This window comes from Congregibacter sp. (assembly GCF_965662665.1).
Taxonomy (GTDB): Bacteria; Pseudomonadota; Gammaproteobacteria; order Pseudomonadales; family Halieaceae; genus Congregibacter.
In genome coordinates, this window is the sequence record NZ_CBFIIF010000003.1 from 129,116 (window position 1) to 149,228 (window position 20,113).

Consider the following 20,113-nt stretch of genomic DNA (forward strand, 5'->3'; position numbering starts at 1 on the left):
TTAGCGCGCCGGTAATTCATAGAGCCGCCTAAGCGCACCAAAATCTTCAAGGTCCAAACGTAACTCCAGAGCGACCGGCGGTGGAGGAACCGCAGTACCCGCGCCGGGATCTGCCACCCAGTTTTCCGACCACGCTCGGGTATCAACCACCAGGTCCCTGTCGAGCTGAAGGTTTTCAATAGTATCCAGAAAACGCATTTCAAAACCGACAACGCCGCTTAAGAGTTCCATGCGCTGAGGCTCGGCGTCCACTGCGCGGTCAAGGACCGTGTAATACGCTCTCCAGAGAGAGTCATCTTCTAAATAGTAAAACACGCGCTGGAGTTCGCTGCGGCGCTGTTGGAGGCTGTTGGACCATCCTTCCCGGGTCAGCGACAAGGGGTAAAAAGCAAGAGGACCACCGGACAGCGCTGGCTGAGTCCCACCAAACTCGTCGCGGAGGGACCGGTTACTAAACTGGCGAACATCCCGGTTTAGCAGGGCAAAGGTTCTGTTTAGGTCTCGCGTACGTTCACTGGTCGCCCGCAATCGCTCGGCGCCAGTCAGGGTCGTCGATATACCGCTGTAGGACGCAGCGGCGACAAAGGCTGTTATCGCCAGCGCAATAAGAACTTCAACGAGCGTAAAGCCTCTTTGCCCAGACTTAACCATTATTGCCCCCGCTATCGCTTCTTGCCGCGATGAACGCGACCAAGGTATACAGACTGGGCGCGTTGTCCTCTTCTGCGCTTCGCACCTGGATCTCCACACGCGAAAAGTCAGGGACTTCGGTGCTCTGACTCTGCACCCGCCAGAACCAGTCTCTACCGGCCATTTCCTCGCTTCCAGTGCTACTCCCCCGCAAAGACTGGCTGCCGCCCCTCAGTGCCAGGCGCAACTCTGCAAGCCGGTTACTGGCAACGACTTGCGCAAGGGATCTATCGCGGAGATAAGCCGTGCCATCAATCTGCTGATCCATGGTAAAGAGCAAAGCGGGCACAGCCAGAGCAACCACCGCCAGAGCCACCATGACCTCGACAAGGGTAAATCCAGCGGATCTGGACGACGGCCTAGGGAGCGACGGCATAGCCACCCAGCACCTCATCGCTGTCGCCGCGAAATTGCTCAAACCTGCCCAGGGGATCCCAGACCAGACGCCATAGCTGCTCGTCACTGTCGCGATGCCTTATCAGTAACTCCCCGGCCTGCGTTTCACCACTCGCTGATAAGAACCACTGGGGCGTAGTGCCTGCGCGGGGATCGGCGGTGTCTGCAGGAGCTGGCAGAAGCTCCACGTCATCAAGGGTGATCTGCAAGCGCACGTCCGCGGGAAACTCCAAGGCGGCAAAGATGTCCCGGGATTGCTCTGGCTCCCGCCAGCCCTGGATCAATCGCTGCCGCCAAAGTGCCGTCACGATGGGCTCTCCGCGCTCGTTTACGCCACTGACAAACAAGACGCCAAAGTCCGTGCCACTGAACTGGGCCTCATCCAGTGCGTAGGCCGCTACAGCAGTCAGACTCTCAAGACGTTCCTGTACAACGCGATCGCTGGCTCCGGAGTTCACATTCAGGGTCACGAGACTGGTCATCAACACGATAACAAACAGCACTACCAACATTTCGATCAAGCTAAACCCCAGGGCGGGTTTCATGGCATCAGCTCTGGTCGTCTTTCCAGTTACCGATGTCCGCATTTTGATCATCGCCACCAGAGAGACCATCCGCGCCCAGGGTGTAGATATCCACCTCGCCATTCTCCCCGGGACTCAAATACAAATAGGGACGACCCCAGGGATCCAGGGGCAACTCTGCGAGGTATCCACCCGTCTTAAAATTTCTCGGTGCGGGATCAATAGAGCTGGGAGTTACCAGCGCTTCAAGACCCTGCTCCGTGCTCGGATACACATAGTTGTCCAGGCGATAAATCTTCAGGGCAGTTTCGATCGCCTTAAAATCAGCCTGCGCCTTCTGGATACGAGCGTCATCTGCACGATTAAGCACCGTGGGCGCTACGATGCTGATGAGCAGTCCCATAATCACCAGAACCACAAGAATTTCTACCAGTGAAAAACCCGCCTGGCCCCGCATGCCAACTCTGCGTCGCATCTCTACCTCACCATCGTATTTAGATCAAAAATCGGAAGAAGAATGGCTAAAACAATCAATAACACCATCCCTCCCATGAACACCACCATCAGCGGTTCGAACAGCCCCATCACAGTACCCAGGGTCATCTCCAACTCTCGCTCCTGGTTATTCGCAGACCGTTCGAGCATATCCTCGAGAGAGCCGCTGCTCTCTCCACTGGCGACCATATGCACCATCATGGGTGGGAAGTGGCCCGCGGAGGAAAGCGCCCGGCTCAAGCTGCTCCCCTCCTGAACACGGAGGGCCACATCCTCGCTCTCAGCGCGCAGCACCAGGTTCACAAGCACCTGTCCCGCTATTCGTAAGGCCTCAAGTAAGGGAACACCGCTTGCCATGAGAATGCTCAATGTCGATGCAAACCGTGCGGTATCCAGGGCTATCAGCAATCCGGAAATGCCGGGTATACGCAGCAGCATCGCGTGCCAAAGCAGGCGCCGCTTGGGTTCTCGAAGCAATCGCCGCAGCCCAACGACCGCTAATACCAGTCCAACAAAAAGCCATAAGCTGTAGGCTCGAAAAAAGTCACTCGCGGCAATGAGCACGACGGTAAGCGTCGGCAGCTCGCGATTGCTCTGAGAGAAAATTCCGATGAGCTCAGGCACCACGAAGACCATGAGCGCCACAATCACCGCAACGGCCACGCCCAGTAAAATGAATGGGTAGATCATTGCCATGCGCAGCTGCTGACCGCTGTGCTGACGCCTCTCTGCGTAATCAGAAAGCTGCTCCAGTACCGGCCCTAAAAACCCCGCATGCTCTCCCGCGGTCACCATGGCCCGGTACATCTCATTGAACGCCAGGGGGAACTCGGCCATAGCATAAGCCAGAGTATGCCCTTCGCTGACCCTGGAACGAATTTGCAAAAGCATCGCCTTAACACGCGGACGTCGGGTTTGTTCTGCTGCTGCTTGCAGGCAATCTGCGAGAGGTAAATTGGACTGCACCAGTGTGGCAAGCTGACGCGTGAGCAGCGCAAGATCCGAGCCCTTGATCCGCGTTGGAAATAGCCGCTGCCGCAGACTACTGTTTGCAGCCTCGGCTCGTGCGGCGCTTTGCACCTCTACAGGTCGGAGATTCTTGGTGCGCAGCTGGACGCGCACCTGTCGTTCAGAATCAGCTTCGAGAACCCCTCGAACCAGCTTACCCCCGGGATTCAGGGCGCGATAGCGATAAGCGGTCACAAGCTAGCGCTCTCAAGCCACTGAGGTGACACGGAGCACTTCCTGGAGGCTGGTGTCACCCGCCAGTATCCGCCTACGGCCATCATCTTGAATGCTTGCCGCGTGCTTCCGGGCCTGCTCATCAATCACCTGCTCTGACGCACCATCGTGAATGAGCGCGCGCAGCTGATCATTCACTTCAATCAACTCATAGATTGCGCTTCTCCCGCGATAGCCGCTGTGATTACAACTGTCACAGCCCACGGGTTGGTAAAGTGTTATACCGGCGGCGTCTTGCGGGCTCACTCTGAGCAGCTCAGCTTCGGCGCTTGTCGGAGTCACCCCGCGACGACACTCGGGGCAAAGAAGCCGGACCAGTCGCTGCGCCATTACCGCGATCAAACTGGAGGAAAGTAAAAACGACTCTACCCCCATATCCTGTAAGCGCGTCACCGCACCAATAGCCGTGTTCGTGTGCAAGGTTGATAGCACCAGGTGTCCTGTCAAAGATGCCTGTACAGCTATCTCTGCCGTCTCCAAGTCGCGAATCTCTCCAACCATGACGACATCAGGGTCCTGCCGCAAAATAGCTCGCAAACCCCGGGCAAAGGTCATATCAACCTTGGTATTCACCTGTGTCTGACCGATCCCCGGAAGCATGTATTCCACCGGGTCCTCGATAGTCATGATGTTTCGGGCAGCGTCATTAATCTCGGAGAGTCCCGCATAGAGCGTTGTCGTCTTGCCCGATCCCGTGGGTCCGGTAACCAAAATTATGCCGTGGGGACTTTTTAGGGCACTGCAAAAGCCCTCGTAAACGGCCTCGGGCATCGCCAGTTGATTGAGCTGCAATTGGCCCGACTGCTTGTCTAACAGGCGCAAAACAACGCGCTCGCCGTATGCCGAGGGTATGGTAGACATACGAATATCTACCGCGTGGCCCGCAATACGCACGGAGATGCGTCCATCCTGAGGAATACGCCGCTCGGCAATATCCAGTCTTGCCATGACCTTTAATCGCGATACGAGCAAGGGACCCAGCATCCGTTTGGGAGACAGCACTTCAGACAGCACGCCGTCAATGCGGTAGCGAATACTGAGCTTTTCTTCGAATGTTTCGATGTGAACATCCGACGCCTTCTCACGAACCGCCTCAGATAAAATGGCGTTGATAAGACGAATAATCGGCGCATCGTCCTCCGCATCCATCAGGTCGCCCGCGTCCGGTATCTCCTCGGCCAGACGACTCAGATCCACATCGGAGCTCATATCTGCGGCCATCTGTACCGCTTCGCTGTTGTCCCGCTGATAGGCGCGGGACAGTTGGCTCTGAAACTCAGCAGCAGGAAGCGATTGCAGTTCTAGCTCTTTACCAATTCGACGGCGGAGCTCCAAAAGCACGTCTGCGCTAAGCGCCCCACCGTGGAACACGCGGTGCGCCGCTTGCGGGTCAATCACCACACGATGCGCCTTGGCAAAGCTAAATGGCAGCTTACCCGGTAAAACCGCGACGGAGTGCATATTATCCAGCGTTGGATCAACTCCGGTCACGGTGACCCCTGATCCGACTCGGGTATGGTCGCTGACTGCGGCTCACGTATATCGTCACGAATCTTCTCGAGCTGGAGGATTTGCCGCTCCCAGTCGGGGAGTACCGGCACCTCATCGTCGCCAAAGAACATCAAGCCCTGCTCCCGTTGCAAGCGTTGCTGATCCCGAATATGCCGATACTTAATCGCTGTTGCTCCAGCCAACTCAGTATCATCACGGATAATCGTAGGACGAATAAAAATCATAAGATTGGTTTTGCTAACAGACACCGCATCATTGCGAAACAGTCTGCCCAGATAGGGAATATCTCCCAATATGGGCACACGCTGCTCAGTGCTCTGGACATCGTCTTTAATGAGGCCGCCGAGCACCACGACCCGCCCGTCTTCTGCCATCACCTTGGTGCGAATCTTTCTCTCATTGGTAATCAGATCGGCCGCAGCGGCAGAAGCCACTAAGGTCGCGCCGGTGAGGGAGTTCACTTCCTGCTCGATCTCCAGCACCACAGAATCACCCTCGTTCACCTGTGGCGTAACCGTCAAGGTGATTCCGACATTCTGACGCTCAATGGTCTGGAAGGGGTTCTGCGCTCCATTGTTACCGCCCGTGTTAGTGAAAGAGCCGGTAATGAAAGGCACCTGCTGTCCCACAGTAATAAACGCTTCCTCGTTATCCAGGGTTAGCAGACTCGGCGTCGACAAGATGTTTGCATTGCTTTGCTCCTCAAGGGCATTGAGGATGACCGTCATACTGAGATCTTTCCCTACTACACCCCAACCCAGAGAGAGGCCAGGGGAACCGGCAAGGGCTGCCGCCAGATTACCCACATCAAAATCACCGGTTGTCGATCCGCTCCCGGAGTCACCATCCGGGGGGAGGATGGCGCCGGCGATGTTTGTCGCCCGAGAGTCAGAAGCATTGATGCTGCTGCCATAAAAGCCGCCGTCGTTCGCGAACAACCATTGCAAGCCAAGATCCTGGCCATCGGTGACCTCAAGCTCTACGATGATCGCTTCAACCAAAACCTGAGCTCGGCGAATATCCAAACGCGTAATCACCGATTCCAGGGCAACCATCTCATCCGCGTCCGCGGTAATGATCAGCGAGTTCGTGCCCTCATCGGCTTCGATAGTCGCCGTGTTGCTCGAAGCACGCGCGGCTTTAGCATCTCCGGTATCGAGCTTGCTGATGTTCTGCATTACCCGGGTCAGAACTTCGGCAATCGATGTCGCCTGCGCGTATTCCAGATAGATAACCTTAACGTTACCGGTCTGCTCAAGGGGCGTGTCGACGTACTCTATTAAACCGCGGATTCTCGCCCGCTGTAACTCATCGCCGGCCACCAGAACACTGTTTGTGCGCTGGTCTGGCACTAACAGCACGTCGATTTCGCCACCGTTATTTTTGGCCTCAGAGGCGTTAAGTTTCTCGAGCATTCTCACAACGTCTTCTGCTACCGCGTAGCGCATAGCTATCACATCAGTCTCTTGTATCGCTGACTGATCCATGCGCTCGATAATGTCTTGAATACGACTAATATTAGCTGCCGAATCCGAAATAATGATTGCATTACTCGGCGCATAGGCAGCCATATGCGCCTGTTGAGGCACCAGGGGTCGCAGTACCGGGATTAGCTTTGCTGCAGAGATATTATTCAGCCGGATAACCTGAGTTACGTATTCATCGTTCACCATTCCCGTAGCGCCCGCCGCGTCGGCAACGGGTACCGGTGCCGAACGTGCATCCTTGTTTTGAATAACCCGCACCACTCCCCCGGAGCGCACAGCGGTATAGCCATGCACATCAAGGATGGCGAGAAAGAGGTCATACAGTTCGCTGGCATTGACGGGCCGGGAAGACACAACCTTCACCTTGCCTTTCACCGATGGGTCAACAACGATCGTTGTGTTAGTGGCTTCGGATACGAACTTGATAAGCTCTTGAATGTCAGTCTCTTTGAGATTGACCGTAAAATCCTGTGCTTTCACGGGAAGTGTGGTCACGGCGAGAAAAAGCGGAACTAAGAGCGCAGCACGCAAAAAACCTAGCGGTCTTGAAAACGATGACAAGATCACGAGTCGTCGCCCCCGGCGGATGCTCCAAGACTGACGTTAAGCGTCACGGCTTCTCCCTTACGTTGTATGTCAAAAGTTGCTTCGCTGGCGGAGCGCATTGCCTGATAAAGCCTCACGGTATTCGCTGGATCCGTTAGGGGCATGCCATTGACTCCTGTGACCAAATCACCGGACTCAAAGCCCAAAGCTGAAAACTCCCTTGCTGCCTTGCCCGGACTAATGCGATAGCCCTGAAGCTGGTCACCATCGCGCACCGCAACCACGCGTACTACCTCTGCGAGCGACTGGGGGTCACGATACAGTCGTTCCCGATATTCCGATGCAATTTCCGAGGCCCCTGCTTCTGCTCTTACGTCACGGGCGGACAGTTCTGTCTCAGGCGACGCCACCTCAACGGGGGCATCTCTTGACGGCTCAGGAACTGAAGCGACTAAGTCACTGTCTTCGAACAGACGGAGGACCTCATAGCGGCCGCCGTTATCCAGTACTACAAGTTTGGACAACACTTTTGCCAGAACTACTTCACCACTAAGGGGTAATTCGTCACCCACCTGATAAAGGTCCTGGAGCTTCCTGTGTTCGATCACAGCCTGTCCCAGACCCGCCTCTGATGCCGCCAACACTCCCCTGAGCAACAGCGGAAGCCGGGTGTCTGGAGCTCCATCCTCAATACCGGCAAGCGCAACACTGGCCTCTGATTCGCTCATGGCCGGCGCCCGTCCCGTGGCGGCGGCGAGGGTTTCAGCACTCACCACCGAGCCGGGCTCTCCAAAGAGTCGCACGGCTACCAGAGCATCAATATCGACGGTGGCGCGGGCCTTGGATGCTGGACCGCTGGATACCGGGTTAATAACCGTTGCTTGCGGGAGTGGCGGCGCCTCCGGAAAAAAACTCCATAATCCCATCCAAAGTGAGAGTGCTATCCAGAGAATCAGGAGCACAACAAGGCTTTGCTGTAATCGAAGAAATCTTGCCGGCTGGGAGAAATAGCGGAACGCATTCGCAACCCCGCTGCTGATCTGGGATGCGAAGCTCGCCAACCGTGTCTGCCAAAGCGCTGTCACCGCTGCCCCCAGCTTTACCAGTCGTATGAACTCAATGACCCTCTCTCAAGGAGCGGCCATTGAATGGCAAAATTGTGACACTAATATGACAACCTCACCAGCATTGCGCAGCGTCTTCTACTGCTGGCTGTGGTAGTAGTCCATTAGAATTTTTGCAACTTCAGGGCGTGAAAACTCCGGCGGCGGCGCAATGCCCTCGCCCAGCATTTCCCGCACTGCGGTGCCGGACAAGAGCACGAAATCCTCCTTACTATGGTCCGGCGCATCGCGCATCATGACCACCTTGTCCAGCTTGCGGCTGTAAGCGGTGTGATCTGCGCGATAGATGTCAATTTCAAGGGCGCCCTCGGGGACCTCTTCATCGAACACCGTCTGCGCGTCAAAGCCGCCGTAGTAATCGCCCACGCCCGCATGGTCGCGGCCCACAATGAGATGCGTACAGCCGCAGTTCTGACGGAAAACCGCATGCAGCACGGCCTCCCGGGGGCCCGCATAGAGCATGTCGAAGCCATAGCCGGTCACCATCACTGTGTTTGGCGGAAAGTAGACCTCGACCATCTTTCGGATAGAGGCATCTCTCACCTCAGCAGGAATATCGCCGGGCTTAAGTTTGCCAAGCAACATGTGGATCAGAATGCCGTCAGCGCCCAGATCCTCCATCGCCATGCGACATAGTTCCTCGTGCGCCCGGTGCATGGGGTTACGCGTCTGGAACGCCACCACCTTCTCCCAGCCACGCTCCACGATCTCCGCACGAATATCAACGGCCGTTCGAAACGTGTCGGGAAACTCACTGGCAAAGTAGGAGTAGTTGAGCACCTGAATGGGACCTGAAACTACACGCTTACCCAGGCCCAGAAAGGTAGCCACGCCCGGGTGCTGTGGATCCAGCGTTCGGAAAACTTTGCTCGCAATCTGCTCAAGCTGGGCATCGCTAGCTTCTTCTACGGCGCTCACATCCATGACGGCCAGCACGGGATTACCCTCTACGTTAGGGTCTCGCAGAGCGATCCGCATACCCGCTTGGACACTCGGATCATCGGTTACATTAAGGATCGGCACGGGCCAGAACAGCCCATCCTCTGTGATCAGATTCTCTGCCACGGATAGAGCGTCGCCCAGAGTCATATAGCCTGGCAGCGGATTAAAATAGCCTGCACCTAACATTACGGCATTCGCGGCCGCCGCGGAATTCAGTAGCAGAGAAGGTAGCGACTCGGCCTCGCTGACCAGCGCCGCTCGCGCGGCATCGTCGTAAACATAGAGTGGACGCAGTTCGGCTGAACCATGAGGTTTGATCATTTTTTATGTCCTTTTTGAGCGGCGATAGCTACGGCGGCCTGTTCGGCGTTTCAGGCGGTAACAATACCGCGAGCGCTTAACTCACGCAGAATTTCCGCGACTTCTTCGTCAAGAGTTTGTTGATCGGAGCGCAAATGAATCTCTGCGGAAGGTGGCGCCTCGTAGGGGTCATCAATCCCTGTGAAGTTTTTAATTTCTCCCGCTCGCGCCTTCTTGTACAAACCTTTGGGATCGCGCTCTTCCGCCGCCTCCAAAGAGCAATCTACAAACACTTCGATAAAATCGATACCGGCCGCTGCGTGCAATTCACGCACCGTATCCCGGTCAGCCACATAGGGACTGATGAAACTGGACAGCGCAATCACTCCGCTATCTGCAAACAGCTTGGCAACCTCGCCAATGCGCCGAATGTTCTCCGTTCGATCTTCAGCGGAGAAGCCGAGATTCTTGTTGATGCCCATGCGCACATTGTCGCCATCCAGACGATAGGCCAGCACTCCGCGTTCATGTAAAACGCCCTCAAGTTCCACGGCGACAGTGCTTTTGCCACTGCCTGAAAGTCCGGTAAACCAGATAGTGGCCCCACGATGCCCAAGAATTTTGGCGCGGTGCTCACGCGTGATGTCACCCTCGTGCCAGTGCACATTTGTGGCTTTCTGCTCAGCCATGATCGTTCCTCAGTAGACGTGCGGTTTTTGCCGCGGAAAGTTTAACACGACACGCGAGGATTAGCGGGACCTAGACGAGCTTGGACCCTCAGTGTTACTCAATGAATCAGCCCCACAACCAGGGAGTAACTTGTTGCGGCGAAGTCGACGGGACCTGCTCAGACCAGACAATCCAAAATACCAGATATTCCGCTTCCAAGACGTTCAGAACTAAAGCATCAGCAGCCCAAGGCGAGCGACAGAGATCTGATTACCCCCCGCCCGCTCAGCTTTTTGCATGGCGGTTTCAGCCTCGGACTCCATCTGTGTTGCCAGGCGCTCACTGGACTCAACAGGGTGCCGAGAGGGCTCCCAGCAAACGAGTCCCACGCTCAATGAGACGTGCAGTACTGCACCGCGACCATCATCGATCGCAAATCCGTCGATATCCTGACGCATGCGCTCACCGATATCGTGCGCGTGAGGTTCATTACAGGCCGGTAGAAGCACCGCAAAGTGCGTCGCAGAGATGTGCGCAATGTAATCTGTGGCACGAAGTTCAGAACAAAGACGCTGGGACGCGCGACGCTGCACAAAGTGGCAGGCCACTTCTCCGTAGTTCTTGCAGATATCAGCTAACTCATCGAGAGATATATACAACAAGGTCATGGCGTGATTGACCCGCCGTGCCCAGTAAATCTCTCGCAACATATCGCGGCGAAAGGCGCGCAGATTGCCTACTTCTGTGACCGGGTTTACGAGATTCAGTTGATCTACACGTTGATACTCAACTACCCGCAACAGCGCCGCTGCCACCAGCTGGCCCAGCATAGCGAATAATTCACGCTCCTGATCACCATAGGCGGTCATACTTTCGGTCAGCGCAATATGGTAGCTCCCCACTAGGCGATCACCATCGAACAATGGCATCAACACAGCGCCCGCGGCCTTGGAGGCGCCAGATAGAATGCTAAACATGCGCCGATCATCAAGACCAATGATCGCAGTGTCTGGAACATCCGGAAAAAGCTGGTATAGAGCGTAGTTATCGCTCTTGAGCGACAAAGCTGAGCCGAACATTTTGCGTATCGGTAGAAGGCGGGCGATCTGCTCTTCTGGATCATGCAGCCTTAATTCCGCCTGCACGAAGCCAAAGCCCTGAGGAAAGTCTTCGAGCAGGTATTTAACCAAGGATGACAGACTTTTTACCGCCAGTAGATTGCGCTGCGCTTGGCGTAGCTGACGCAAAACATACACGTGCATCAACATAACGGCTTCGTCACCGTCGTCAGCCGCGGCGGGCAGCACGGTCATTTCTATGTTGGTGACCTCGGCTTCGATAGTACTGTCGTCGCTCACTTGAGCTCTCTCTTATTGTGCGCCAAAAGACATTCTCCCCCACGCTCTTGTGGCACCCGAGCGCTTTGATGTGCCAGTGTAAGGCCACTATACTCCCCCGAGCAAACCTAGGGGTGGCTACGGCCTGAGATGTCTGCGCTCCACTCGTGTCTCTACAGAACCGGGTGAAACAACGCAGCAAACCCATTGAACCTGATCCGGGCAATGCCGGCGTAGGAATGGTTGCTGCTTGAGCACATCAACGAATACTCAACGTGCTTCGAGTTGCCCCTTCCCTCGCCCGAGGGAACCAACTTGAACCAATCTACAGCTTCAAATTTCATCACTCAAAAACAGTCGTATGCCGGTCATGGCGGGCGTCGAGGAAGACAAACGTGGAAACTTGATGGATTGCGCGTCTTCGGTGTCGTTTCCCTGCTCAGTATTGGCGTTGTAACCGCAGAGAAAGCACTGGCACAAATCGTCGACGATCCCAAAACTCCATCCCTTGAGGAGATTGTCGTGACTGCGGAATTGCGCGACACCCCCTGGCTATTGCAACCCTCCAGCACCAGCATCATGGACGCCTCCCAGATCCGCGAGCGCACCGCCATACACCTTGAAAATCTGTTGCAACTCGCGCCCAACGTGAATCTTGCGGGGGGAAGCAACCGCGCTCGGTTCTATCAGATCCGTGGGGTGGGCGAACGGAGCCAGTTCGTGGATCCGCTCAACCCCTCGGTAGGACTGTTGATTGATGGGATTGATTTTAGTGGGCTTGGCAGCGGCGCATCGTTGTTTGATATTGAGCAGGTAGAAATACTCCGTGGCCCGCAAGGTACCCTTCATGGTGCCAACGCCCTCGCCGGCCTGATCAATATGCGCAGTGCAGCACCCGAATCCGAATTTGCTGCTCGACTCCAATCAACGGTAGGAGACTATGGGCGTCGTGAACTAGGTCTGAGCATGACCGGCCCTCTCGGGGGGGATAAGCTGCTCGCCCGAGCCTCAGCGTTCACGCACCGCAGTGACGGCTTCATGGACAACGGGTTCCTGAACCAAAGCGATACCAATGCCCGGGACGAGACGGTGTTGCGCGGCCGTTTAAAGTGGCTACCCAGTACCCAACAGAGCATCGATCTCACGCTGACTCACATCGATATCGACAATGGCTACGATGCTTTCTCTCTCGACAACACGCGCACAACCTTATCGGATATGCCGGGCAATGACCGCCAGCAAAGTGATGCTCTGGGAATCCACTACAGCTTTTCCGGGAGTCGTTTTCTCACCGAGATCATGGCCAGCGCAGCAACTACTGACACCGACTACAGCTACGACGAAGACTGGAGCTTTGTGGGCATCGCGCCAGAGCTGGAATACTCGTCCTTCGATCGTTACCTGAGACAGAGGGACAGCTACAGTGCGCAGCTGAGAATTTCGTCGAGTGAGAGTATCAGCACCTCTGCCGGAGACCTTAACTGGACCACTGGCCTCTACGCGCTAAATGATGACGAGTCTTTACAGCGTGAATACACCTACCTGGCCGAGGACTTTCGCAGTCGCTTCACGGCCAGCACCCTTGCCGCCTATGGGCAGTTAGACCTGGCCTTGACGCAGGACTGGACGCTCAGTGCCGGTCTACGGCTAGCCAGTCGATCGATGGAATATGACGATTCGAACGGGGTAGCGAGCGAACCGGATAACACGCTGTGGGGCGGCAAACTGTCTCTGCAATATGCAAGCGACAGCCTCGGAATGCTGTATGCATCACTGTCCCGAGGCTACCGCGCAGGCGGCGTGAACCCAGGGATCCTTGCGTTTCCAGATGACGACCCGGCGATCTCGGACTCACTGACTAACTTGCGCTTTTTTGACGAAGAGCTGCTCTACAACTTTGAAATCGGCCAGAAAGGACAGTTCTTCGACGGTCGACTGCAAAGTGCCCTTACGCTGTTCTACATGGACCGCAGCGATCAGCAGGTTCGTGGCTCCGTGGTCATTCCCCGAGACGATGGAAGCACCGCCTTTGTCGACTACACAGCTAACGCGGCCTCAGGCTACAACCTGGGGCTGGAATGGGAGCTACGGGCAGCGGCCACTGAATCCCTGGAGGTGTACCTCAGCACGGGTTTACTACGGGCGCGTTTCGATGAGTACACCAACGCGGACGGTCGTGACCTCGAAGATCGTGAACAGGCCCATGCGCCTAGCTATCAGTTTGCCGCAGGCCTTCAGTGGCGTCCCAGTAAGCATTGGCAGACCGACCTCCAGTGGGAGGGCCGCGACAGCTTTTACTTTTCGGATCGCCACGATGAAGAGTCCGGTTCCTACACCCTGCTGCATCTTCGGGTGGCCTATGAGCGCGAGAACTGGGAGCTAGCCCTGTGGGGACGCAACCTTCTCGATGAAGACTATTTCACCCGCGGCTTTGGAAGCTTTGGCAACGATCCCCGCAAAGGCTACGTCACAGAAGCTTACTTGCAGTTTGCCGACCCAAGACAAGTGGGCCTCAGCCTGGAGCTTCAACTTTGAGTGAAGCACTCGAAGCTATCGCGGTAGTACTGGGATTACTGTATCTGGTACTGGCTATAAGAGAAAAGCGCAGCTGCTGGATAGCCGGCGCCGTGGCTTCCGCGATTTTTCTTTGGGTTTTTAGCCAGGCGGGGCTACCCATGCAGGCGCTACTGCAGATCTTCTATCTGGCCATGGCTGCGTTGGGCTGGTGGCAGTGGGGCAAAGACAACTCTCAGGAGGCCAGCACAATCACCCGTGCGAGCTGGCGCTACCACGCAATCATACTAGGCAGCCTCATCACACTAACTGTCAGCACCGTCGTGCTGCGAAGTGCCTTGTCTGACACTCAGGCGATTGTGGACACCGCCAGCAGTTGGGGGGGTGTCCTGGCCACCTGGATGGTAGCGCGCAAAAAACTCGAAGCGTGGATTTACTGGATAGTCATTGATGCGCTAACCGCCGGGCTGTATCTGGATGCGGGATTACTGGCATCATCCCTTCTCTATGTTGTTTACACCGCACTGGCAGTGATGGGATGGAAGCAGTGGCGACAAAGCTTGCACCTTCAAGACAGCAACTGATTGAAGATATCTGCAGGGACTACTCTTGGTGGGCGCCACAATTAAGCTGCCCTCCATCGCTGGGCGAGGTGCTGCATGGGGGCCACAGCCACCATGTGCAGCTTATCGAGAGCTCAAGCCAGCGCTGGGTCTGTCGCATCGCGAGGGGAGACAAGGGGGATACTGCACAGCGAGAAATTGAAGTCACCATCCAAGCTGAAGCGGCGCGCCGTGGCCTTGCTCCCGAAGTTTGCCATAGCAACCCCGAGCTGGGCGTGACAATCATGGAATATATTGATGGTGATCATGACGAACCTGGCAGTCTCAGTGCGCTTGCCAAACTCCTGCACGGCATTCATGCCCTGCCACTCCATGGCAGCATCACATGTTCCGTCGACGTTCTCAGGGACTACCGCAGAGAGCTGCATTCAAATTCCGATTTGGCCACGCTACTCGCCAGGGGAGAAACGCTGATCGACGCGGCAGCCCGCTGCGTGGAGAAGCACCGAGCGAGTAAAGCTGTGCTCTGCCACAACGATCTTTTACGCGCGAATCGAATAAAGAGTGACGATAAACTCTACGCGCTAGACTGGGAATACGCGGCGCCGGGCGACCCCTTTTTTGATCTGGCGGTTTGCGCCTCGGAACTTTCCGGGAACGATGCCCGGGTATTACTCACCCACTACCTCCGGCGCACCCCGACAATGGACGAAAAACAGCGTTATCAAGCCCAGAGTCTCCTCTACGCCTGTGTAGAAGCCTGCTGGTTTAGCGCGTACAAACCCCGCAGCCAGGAAGCTGAACACTCAGCCACGCGTCTTGAACAGATTTTCAGTCCCGAGGCACAAACATGAGCCAGTGGCATATTCTCGGTGCCGGCGCGATGGGCTGCCTCATTAGCTGCCAAATGACCGAGAGCAGGTGCGACCACACTTTGCTCCACCATCACAAGAGGGCTGGGGAGCGCGTCGTGGTCGATGGGCAGACAGAGGCGCATCTGGCAGTTCAGGCTCTGGGGGCACTACCACCAGCAAGTATTGAGCGCCTGCTTATCACCACAAAAGCCGGACAGGTGATTGATGCTCTCAAACTGGCACGTCCTTATCTTGCGGCAGACGCTGTCATCGCCTGTACCGCCAACGGATTAGGGTTCGAAGACCGCTTCGCCGAAACGTTTCCCAATCAGCGGCTCTATCGCGCGGTCACCACGGCGGGGGCCTTCAGAGACGATAAGGGGGCAGTGCACATCGTTTCCGACGGCAAGACGCGCATGGGGCTTGCAGGCGTGCACCCCAAAGCGCCTCATTGGTTTGACGACAGCCTTGGACGGCTTAATGGATGGCACTGGGAGGCCAACATAGAAGCGGCTATCGCCAAGAAGTTCTCCATCAACTGTGTGATAAATCCACTCACCGTGCAGCTTAAATGTCGCAATGGCGGCTTACTGGAATCTGATCAGGCGAGGCCCGAGTTACGCGCCCTGTGTGAGGAGAGCCAGCCCGCGCTGACAGCCCTGGGGCTTTGGGACGAGCAGTTAGACTTACTTGCCACGGCGGTTGATGTGTGCCGGAACACGGCCCAGAACAAGTCCTCAATGCTTCAGGATTTCATTGCAGGTCGCCCGACAGAAATTGACTACCTCAACGGTGAGCTCGTCCGACGCGCAACCTCTTTGGGTAGGGAACTACCCCTCAACAACGCATTGGTAGATGCCCTGCGCTAGTTCATCAAGAACCCCGCCTGTTCCTGTACCAGTTGCGTCAGCGCCTGGGCGAGATCCCCTCTGCTCGCTGTCTGGGGTAAAGATAACTGTCGCTCCACAGAGCTGTCTCCTCGCTCGCCTCGAAGCTGCAAGAGGCAGCGCCCAGCCGCGCAATCTATTTCCAAGTTAAGCTGGCGCTGGGCAATGCAGCTATTGTGCATACCGGCAGCGCTCAAGGTGTACCGACTATCACTCGCCGCTCCGGCCCCAAGGACCACGGCCTTATCGGCCTGGTCTTTGAATAAAGTACTGAGAAGAATCCACAGTTCCTGTGCATCCGCGGGGACAGACCGCGTACCCGGCTGAACGTTTATCTGCGGCATGGTGATCGCAACACAGGGCCCGGGAGCCGCCCAGTGCAGGGCGACAACTACCAGGGGCGCCAATACAGTTGCCATCAAGAGCCCCCGAGCACCGAAACTGCCTCGAGACCAATAATCAGCAAGCCATGCTTTGGCCTGCTGCCCAAAAGGCACACGCACAAGCTTGCGCGGGAGCCGAGGCCTGCCGAGGCTGCGCTCTGGTGAATGGACCAGTGCCTGCAAAGGTATCTCGATCGCTGTCGGTGCGGGTAGCCCACTGCGGACATCTCGCAGCTGTTCCCGGAGTTCGAAAGTACCCTTGGGACGAGCCTCCGCATGTGCCGCAAGCAAGGACCGCAGAAGTGCTGGCACTGCCTGCACTGCCGCCGGCGAAAGGCCCGACATTTTCGGTATGTCTTCTAAGCCTGCGCGGAGTTGGCGTAGGTCTAACTCGCCGTTGGCGTAAAACGGGTGCTTACCAAAGAGCATGCGATACAGGAGTAATCCCAGAGCAAAAAAGTCGCTGCTCAGACCTGATGTTTCGCCGCGCGACTGCTCCGGAGAAAGCGACTCTCGGCTATAAACGGACCACGGCTCCCCCACGAGCTGGGATGCGCCAAAGTCTCCCAGGAGAGCTCGGCCCTGATCGTTAACAAGCACGTTTGATGGCTTCATATCGCCATGTACGACACCCGCCTGACGAAGGGCCGCGAGCGCCGCAGTAAGGTCGGTAACTAACGCCATAGCATTTGCCGGTGGGAGACAACCCTGACTACGCAAAAGCTCCTCTAAGGTGCATCCGGGTACAAACTGAACCACTAACGCCAGACGCGTTCCCGCACTCACCACATCATAGATATCTACCGTCTGTAGACTGGTCACCTGCATAAGATGACGGGCCTCAAGAACCGCTCTGCGGCGAGAAGCCAACGATCCCGTCAGGTAGTAGAGCTTGATACACACGCGGCGCTTGAGTCTGGTATCAAAGGCGAGGTAGACCTCGGCCTGCCCTCCCTCGCCCAGTCTGCGCAGCAAGCGATATTGTGCGAGACCTCGGATCACCGTTTACAGCCGTCGCTAACGCTCAGGCATCTCAGACAAGCGTGCAGTGCGCACGCCACTGGCCCTGAGTCGCGTCTGTAGGCCGTGTCGGGACACTGCTAGGCGCTCTGCGGTAGACGCTAAATCTCCCCGACAGGCATCAAGTGCTGAAAGCAGTTCTCCCAGCGGCACATCAGCGGCCAGCCGACACTCGCCCAGGGATCGCAGCCGCCGATAGATTGCCGGGCGGGACACACCCAACTCTCGGGCGATGGTCGACACTTCATATTGTGCGTCTCGCCAGGCAGCCACAAACGCCTCATCGGAAACCTCGAGCAGTCGTCCCGGAGAGCTTTCCTTTACCTCAGACTCGACTTCCGGCGGCCTTACATCAGCGTCTCTCAACGACGCTGAAGCCTTGGCCATACGCTCACGGACCGAAGCTGGAATGCACAACGTCGAACCAGAACTGTTGATAATCTGGGCTACAACATGCCGTAACTCCCGAACATTTCCAGGCCAATCGTAGGTCAGTAACTGTTCAAACAGGCGCGCCCAAACAGCGACCTCCGTCTCAACACGCTCCACGTCCCAGGGCTGGCCGGCTTCTTGCGCGTGCTCTTCAAAGAAGCCCGCAGCCAGCGGGGCGATGTCCTCACGTCGCTGCGCCAGAGAAGGCAAGCGTATTTCCAGCGCGCCAAGTCGGTAACGGAGTGCCGGGCGAAAACTTTCTTGCAGCTGATCCGGGTCTTGCTCCATCGCCGCGATCACACGCAGGTCGACACGCTCGGTTTTCCCACCAACCACCTGAATCTCTCGTTCCTGTAAGGCCCGCAGTAGCATCGGCTGTAAGGTCGTCGGAGTATCGCCTACTTCATCAAGAAACAAGGTCCCTCCATCGGCCTGCTTAAAAAAGCCGACACGATCTGTGTCTGCACCGGTGTAAGCGCCCTTTCGCGCACCAAAGAAACTGGCACTGGCGAGATCGGCAGGCATCGCAGCCATATTCACCGCCACCCAGGGGCCCTTAGATCGACAGCTCAAGGCGTGGATTGCGCGAGCTATGCGCTCTTTGCCGCTCCCCGTGGGTCCAATGAGCAACACATCACCGGGAGATTTTGCGGCCCGCGCGGCTTCCTCACGTAAGGCTTGCATCGCAGGGCTTACACCACCCAGGGATGCCAGCTCCGGAGTGCTCACAGGCTCATAAGACGTCTGCGATTGTAATCTGATATGCAAAACAACACGTTGTGCCAGCGTGAGGAACACGCCCTGCTTCAATTGCTCTTCCGAGAGCTCAACTTCCTTTTGAAGCTCCTGGCCGTTGAGACGCAATCGCGAACTCCCAGCCCTTCTCTTGAATTGCCACAGAGAATTCTGACACTCAATCGTCAGCGCCTGTCGGCTCAGATAACTGTCGCCCAACCCGCGGAAGTCAAGGAGATCGGGCGCGGCGAACTCAGGAAAATACCGCCCCAGAGTCAAAACACCCTCACTGCGAGGCGCGATACAGCGCTCTCCAATGCGAGAGGTATCCGGATGAAAGGCGAGCACCAGACACAAGTCCAATTGCGTGCTTCTATCGTCAGAAAAATCTGCCGAGAGCTCTTCGCCTGTGCTGAGTGAGCGGGTTTTATCGCCCCCGTCTGGATTCTTCACCTGAACCCCCTGCAATTTCGTCGTCGTTTAGCCTTCCCGCTGTGAGCGGTATCTCAAAGCATAGCAGCACCGTCTCAACTGCCTAACGCTAGTTATTACCCAAAAATCATCACCGCGGATAAACCCAGCAGCCAAAGGCCCGCACTGCGGTATAGGATATCTCCAATGGCTCGCGCACCGTCGCTGTTGTTACAGGCAACCACCGCAAGCTCCCACAGCAGCTGCGGTGCCGGCGTTACATCGGCAAAGTGTGCCAGCGGCGCACGCTTACTCACCGCCATAAAGTCGCCACTGAGTGCGAAAGTGAGCCCCAAAACACGCGCAGGCGCCCAGTCGAGCCAACGTAACCACTGCAGGTAGAGAGGACTTCGATTGTCCTCAGCCAGGGATGACAGCACACGGTACATCACAGCTGCCAATGGTCCTGCCAGGGCAAAATAAAAGAGCGGCGCAAACCAGCGCGCGTAACCGCTATAAGCGAGCCGCTGTAACGCCCTGTCCTGATCCGATTCAGCGGCCTCCAAGGGATCAGGCGTCTGATGGTTGCGCTTGGCGGGATCGCTTTCTTCGTCATTCTCATCAACATTTTCATCATCCGGGCCAGCCTGATTCTCCTTAACCGACAAGACACTCTCAGGCTCGTCATCCAACGGCGCCCACAAACAATCTAATGCGGCACAAGCCGCCGCAGGGTCGTGGGCAATTTTGGCTTCATAGCGCTCTAACGCGGTGTGAAAATCGCCCCGCCCCAGACTCCAGACGAACAGCCCAGCTGTCGCCAACAAATCCACCAGCCCAAACAGCCAACCCTCAATCGCTGAGAACACCCAGAGCAAGGCTGCTGCGATAACGCCCAATGTCACCAAAACCCGCATTAAGTCGGTCGGCAGACGAGCGGCGACCCAGCGATCCCATTGAAACAGCCAGGCATCGCGTTGCAGGTAACTATCGGGTTGAATCACCTGATGCAGGGATAAAGCAATGATCATGGCAAGGAAGGTCATGGCG

General features: G+C 56.5%; 18 protein-coding genes and 1 riboswitch. Of the genes, 4 read left to right on the top strand and 14 right to left on the bottom strand.

The genetic code is table 11. The features are described from left to right. The 11 genes from gspJ to ACTG39_RS02545 all read right to left on the bottom strand — a co-directional run bounded on the left by gspJ (position 1) and on the right by ACTG39_RS02545 (position 11,285). Positions 1 to 651 (bottom strand): type II secretion system minor pseudopilin GspJ, encoded by a 651-nt coding sequence (gene gspJ, locus ACTG39_RS02495; protein ID WP_439105942.1) that lies wholly within the window; start codon positions 649 to 651, stop codon positions 1 to 3. Then, positions 644 to 1,066 (bottom strand): type II secretion system minor pseudopilin GspI, encoded by a 423-nt coding sequence (gspI, locus tag ACTG39_RS02500; protein WP_439105943.1) that lies wholly within the window; start codon positions 1,064 to 1,066, stop codon positions 644 to 646. Before gspI ends, gspJ begins: the two co-directional genes overlap by 8 nt. Next, positions 1,050 to 1,631 (bottom strand): pilus assembly FimT family protein, encoded by a 582-nt coding sequence (locus ACTG39_RS02505; protein ID WP_439105944.1) that lies wholly within the window; start codon positions 1,629 to 1,631, stop codon positions 1,050 to 1,052. The genes gspI and ACTG39_RS02505 overlap by 17 nt, the downstream gene beginning before the upstream one ends. Before the next feature lie 4 nt (positions 1,632 to 1,635). Beyond that, positions 1,636 to 2,067, bottom strand: a complete 432-nt coding sequence (gspG, locus tag ACTG39_RS02510) for a type II secretion system major pseudopilin GspG (RefSeq protein WP_439105968.1) — start codon at positions 2,065 to 2,067, stop codon at positions 1,636 to 1,638. Positions 2,068 to 2,087: 20 nt separating this feature from the next. Further along, the gene (gene gspF / locus ACTG39_RS02515) at positions 2,088 to 3,308 is read right to left on the bottom strand and encodes a type II secretion system inner membrane protein GspF (RefSeq protein ID WP_439105945.1); all 1,221 of its coding nucleotides are present in this window, start codon (positions 3,306 to 3,308) and stop codon (positions 2,088 to 2,090) included. Positions 3,309 to 3,320: 12 nt separating this feature from the next. Beyond that, positions 3,321 to 4,808: a type II secretion system ATPase GspE gene (gene gspE, locus ACTG39_RS02520; RefSeq protein WP_439105969.1), complete on the bottom strand. Its 1,488-nt coding sequence runs from the start codon at positions 4,806 to 4,808 to the stop codon at positions 3,321 to 3,323. 26 nt (positions 4,809 to 4,834) lie between these two features. Continuing rightward, complete coding sequence (gspD, locus tag ACTG39_RS02525; protein ID WP_439105946.1) at positions 4,835 to 6,826, bottom strand: type II secretion system secretin GspD; 1,992 nt, start codon at positions 6,824 to 6,826, stop codon at positions 4,835 to 4,837. Between the two features lie 83 nt (positions 6,827 to 6,909). Beyond that, a complete protein-coding gene (gene gspC / locus ACTG39_RS02530) occupies positions 6,910 to 7,854 on the bottom strand; it encodes a type II secretion system protein GspC (RefSeq protein WP_439105947.1) in 945 nt (314 codons plus the stop codon). Between the two features lie 240 nt (positions 7,855 to 8,094). Beyond that, a complete protein-coding gene (sat, locus tag ACTG39_RS02535) occupies positions 8,095 to 9,279 on the bottom strand; it encodes a sulfate adenylyltransferase (protein WP_439105948.1) in 1,185 nt (394 codons plus the stop codon). 50 nt (positions 9,280 to 9,329) lie between these two features. Further along, positions 9,330 to 9,947 (bottom strand): adenylyl-sulfate kinase, encoded by a 618-nt coding sequence (gene cysC, locus ACTG39_RS02540; RefSeq protein WP_439105949.1) that lies wholly within the window; start codon positions 9,945 to 9,947, stop codon positions 9,330 to 9,332. A 210-nt stretch (positions 9,948 to 10,157) separates the two neighbouring features. Then, entirely contained in the window at positions 10,158 to 11,285 is a 1,128-nt protein-coding gene (locus ACTG39_RS02545) for a GGDEF domain-containing protein (protein ID WP_439105950.1), read from the bottom strand. Between the two features lie 99 nt (positions 11,286 to 11,384). Next, positions 11,385 to 11,521, top strand: a riboswitch (TPP riboswitch). A gap of 58 nt (positions 11,522 to 11,579) precedes the next feature. Between ACTG39_RS02545 and ACTG39_RS02550 the strand changes: the two genes are divergently transcribed. The 4 genes from ACTG39_RS02550 to ACTG39_RS02565 are packed head-to-tail and all read left to right on the top strand — an operon-like array spanning position 11,580 to position 16,064. Beyond that, entirely contained in the window at positions 11,580 to 13,799 is a 2,220-nt protein-coding gene (locus tag ACTG39_RS02550) for a TonB-dependent receptor (RefSeq protein WP_439105951.1), read from the top strand. Then, positions 13,796 to 14,362, top strand: a complete 567-nt coding sequence (pnuC, locus tag ACTG39_RS02555; RefSeq protein WP_439105952.1) for a nicotinamide riboside transporter PnuC — start codon at positions 13,796 to 13,798, stop codon at positions 14,360 to 14,362. Before ACTG39_RS02550 ends, pnuC begins: the two co-directional genes overlap by 4 nt. Beyond that, positions 14,326 to 15,195, top strand: coding sequence for a choline/ethanolamine kinase family protein (locus ACTG39_RS02560; RefSeq protein ID WP_439105953.1), 870 nt, complete (start codon positions 14,326 to 14,328; stop codon positions 15,193 to 15,195). The genes pnuC and ACTG39_RS02560 overlap by 37 nt, the downstream gene beginning before the upstream one ends. Then, the gene (locus tag ACTG39_RS02565) at positions 15,192 to 16,064 is read left to right on the top strand and encodes a ketopantoate reductase family protein (protein WP_439105954.1); all 873 of its coding nucleotides are present in this window, start codon (positions 15,192 to 15,194) and stop codon (positions 16,062 to 16,064) included. The genes ACTG39_RS02560 and ACTG39_RS02565 overlap by 4 nt, the downstream gene beginning before the upstream one ends. Here the strand turns inward: ACTG39_RS02565 and ACTG39_RS02570 are convergent. From ACTG39_RS02570 to ACTG39_RS02580, 3 genes are all read right to left on the bottom strand, one after another. Next, positions 16,061 to 17,467 (bottom strand): serine/threonine-protein kinase, encoded by a 1,407-nt coding sequence (locus tag ACTG39_RS02570; RefSeq protein ID WP_439105955.1) that lies wholly within the window; start codon positions 17,465 to 17,467, stop codon positions 16,061 to 16,063. The two genes, ACTG39_RS02565 and ACTG39_RS02570, sit on opposite strands and share 4 nt — an antisense overlap. A gap of 15 nt (positions 17,468 to 17,482) precedes the next feature. Beyond that, positions 17,483 to 19,105 carry a sigma 54-interacting transcriptional regulator gene (locus tag ACTG39_RS02575; RefSeq protein ID WP_439105956.1) on the bottom strand — a complete coding sequence of 541 codons (1,623 nt, stop codon included), beginning with the start codon at positions 19,103 to 19,105 and terminating at the stop codon, positions 17,483 to 17,485. Between the two features lie 95 nt (positions 19,106 to 19,200). Then, positions 19,201 to 20,109, bottom strand: coding sequence for a regulatory signaling modulator protein AmpE (locus tag ACTG39_RS02580; RefSeq protein WP_439105957.1), 909 nt, complete (start codon positions 20,107 to 20,109; stop codon positions 19,201 to 19,203). Positions 20,110 to 20,113: the final 4 nt, after the last annotated feature.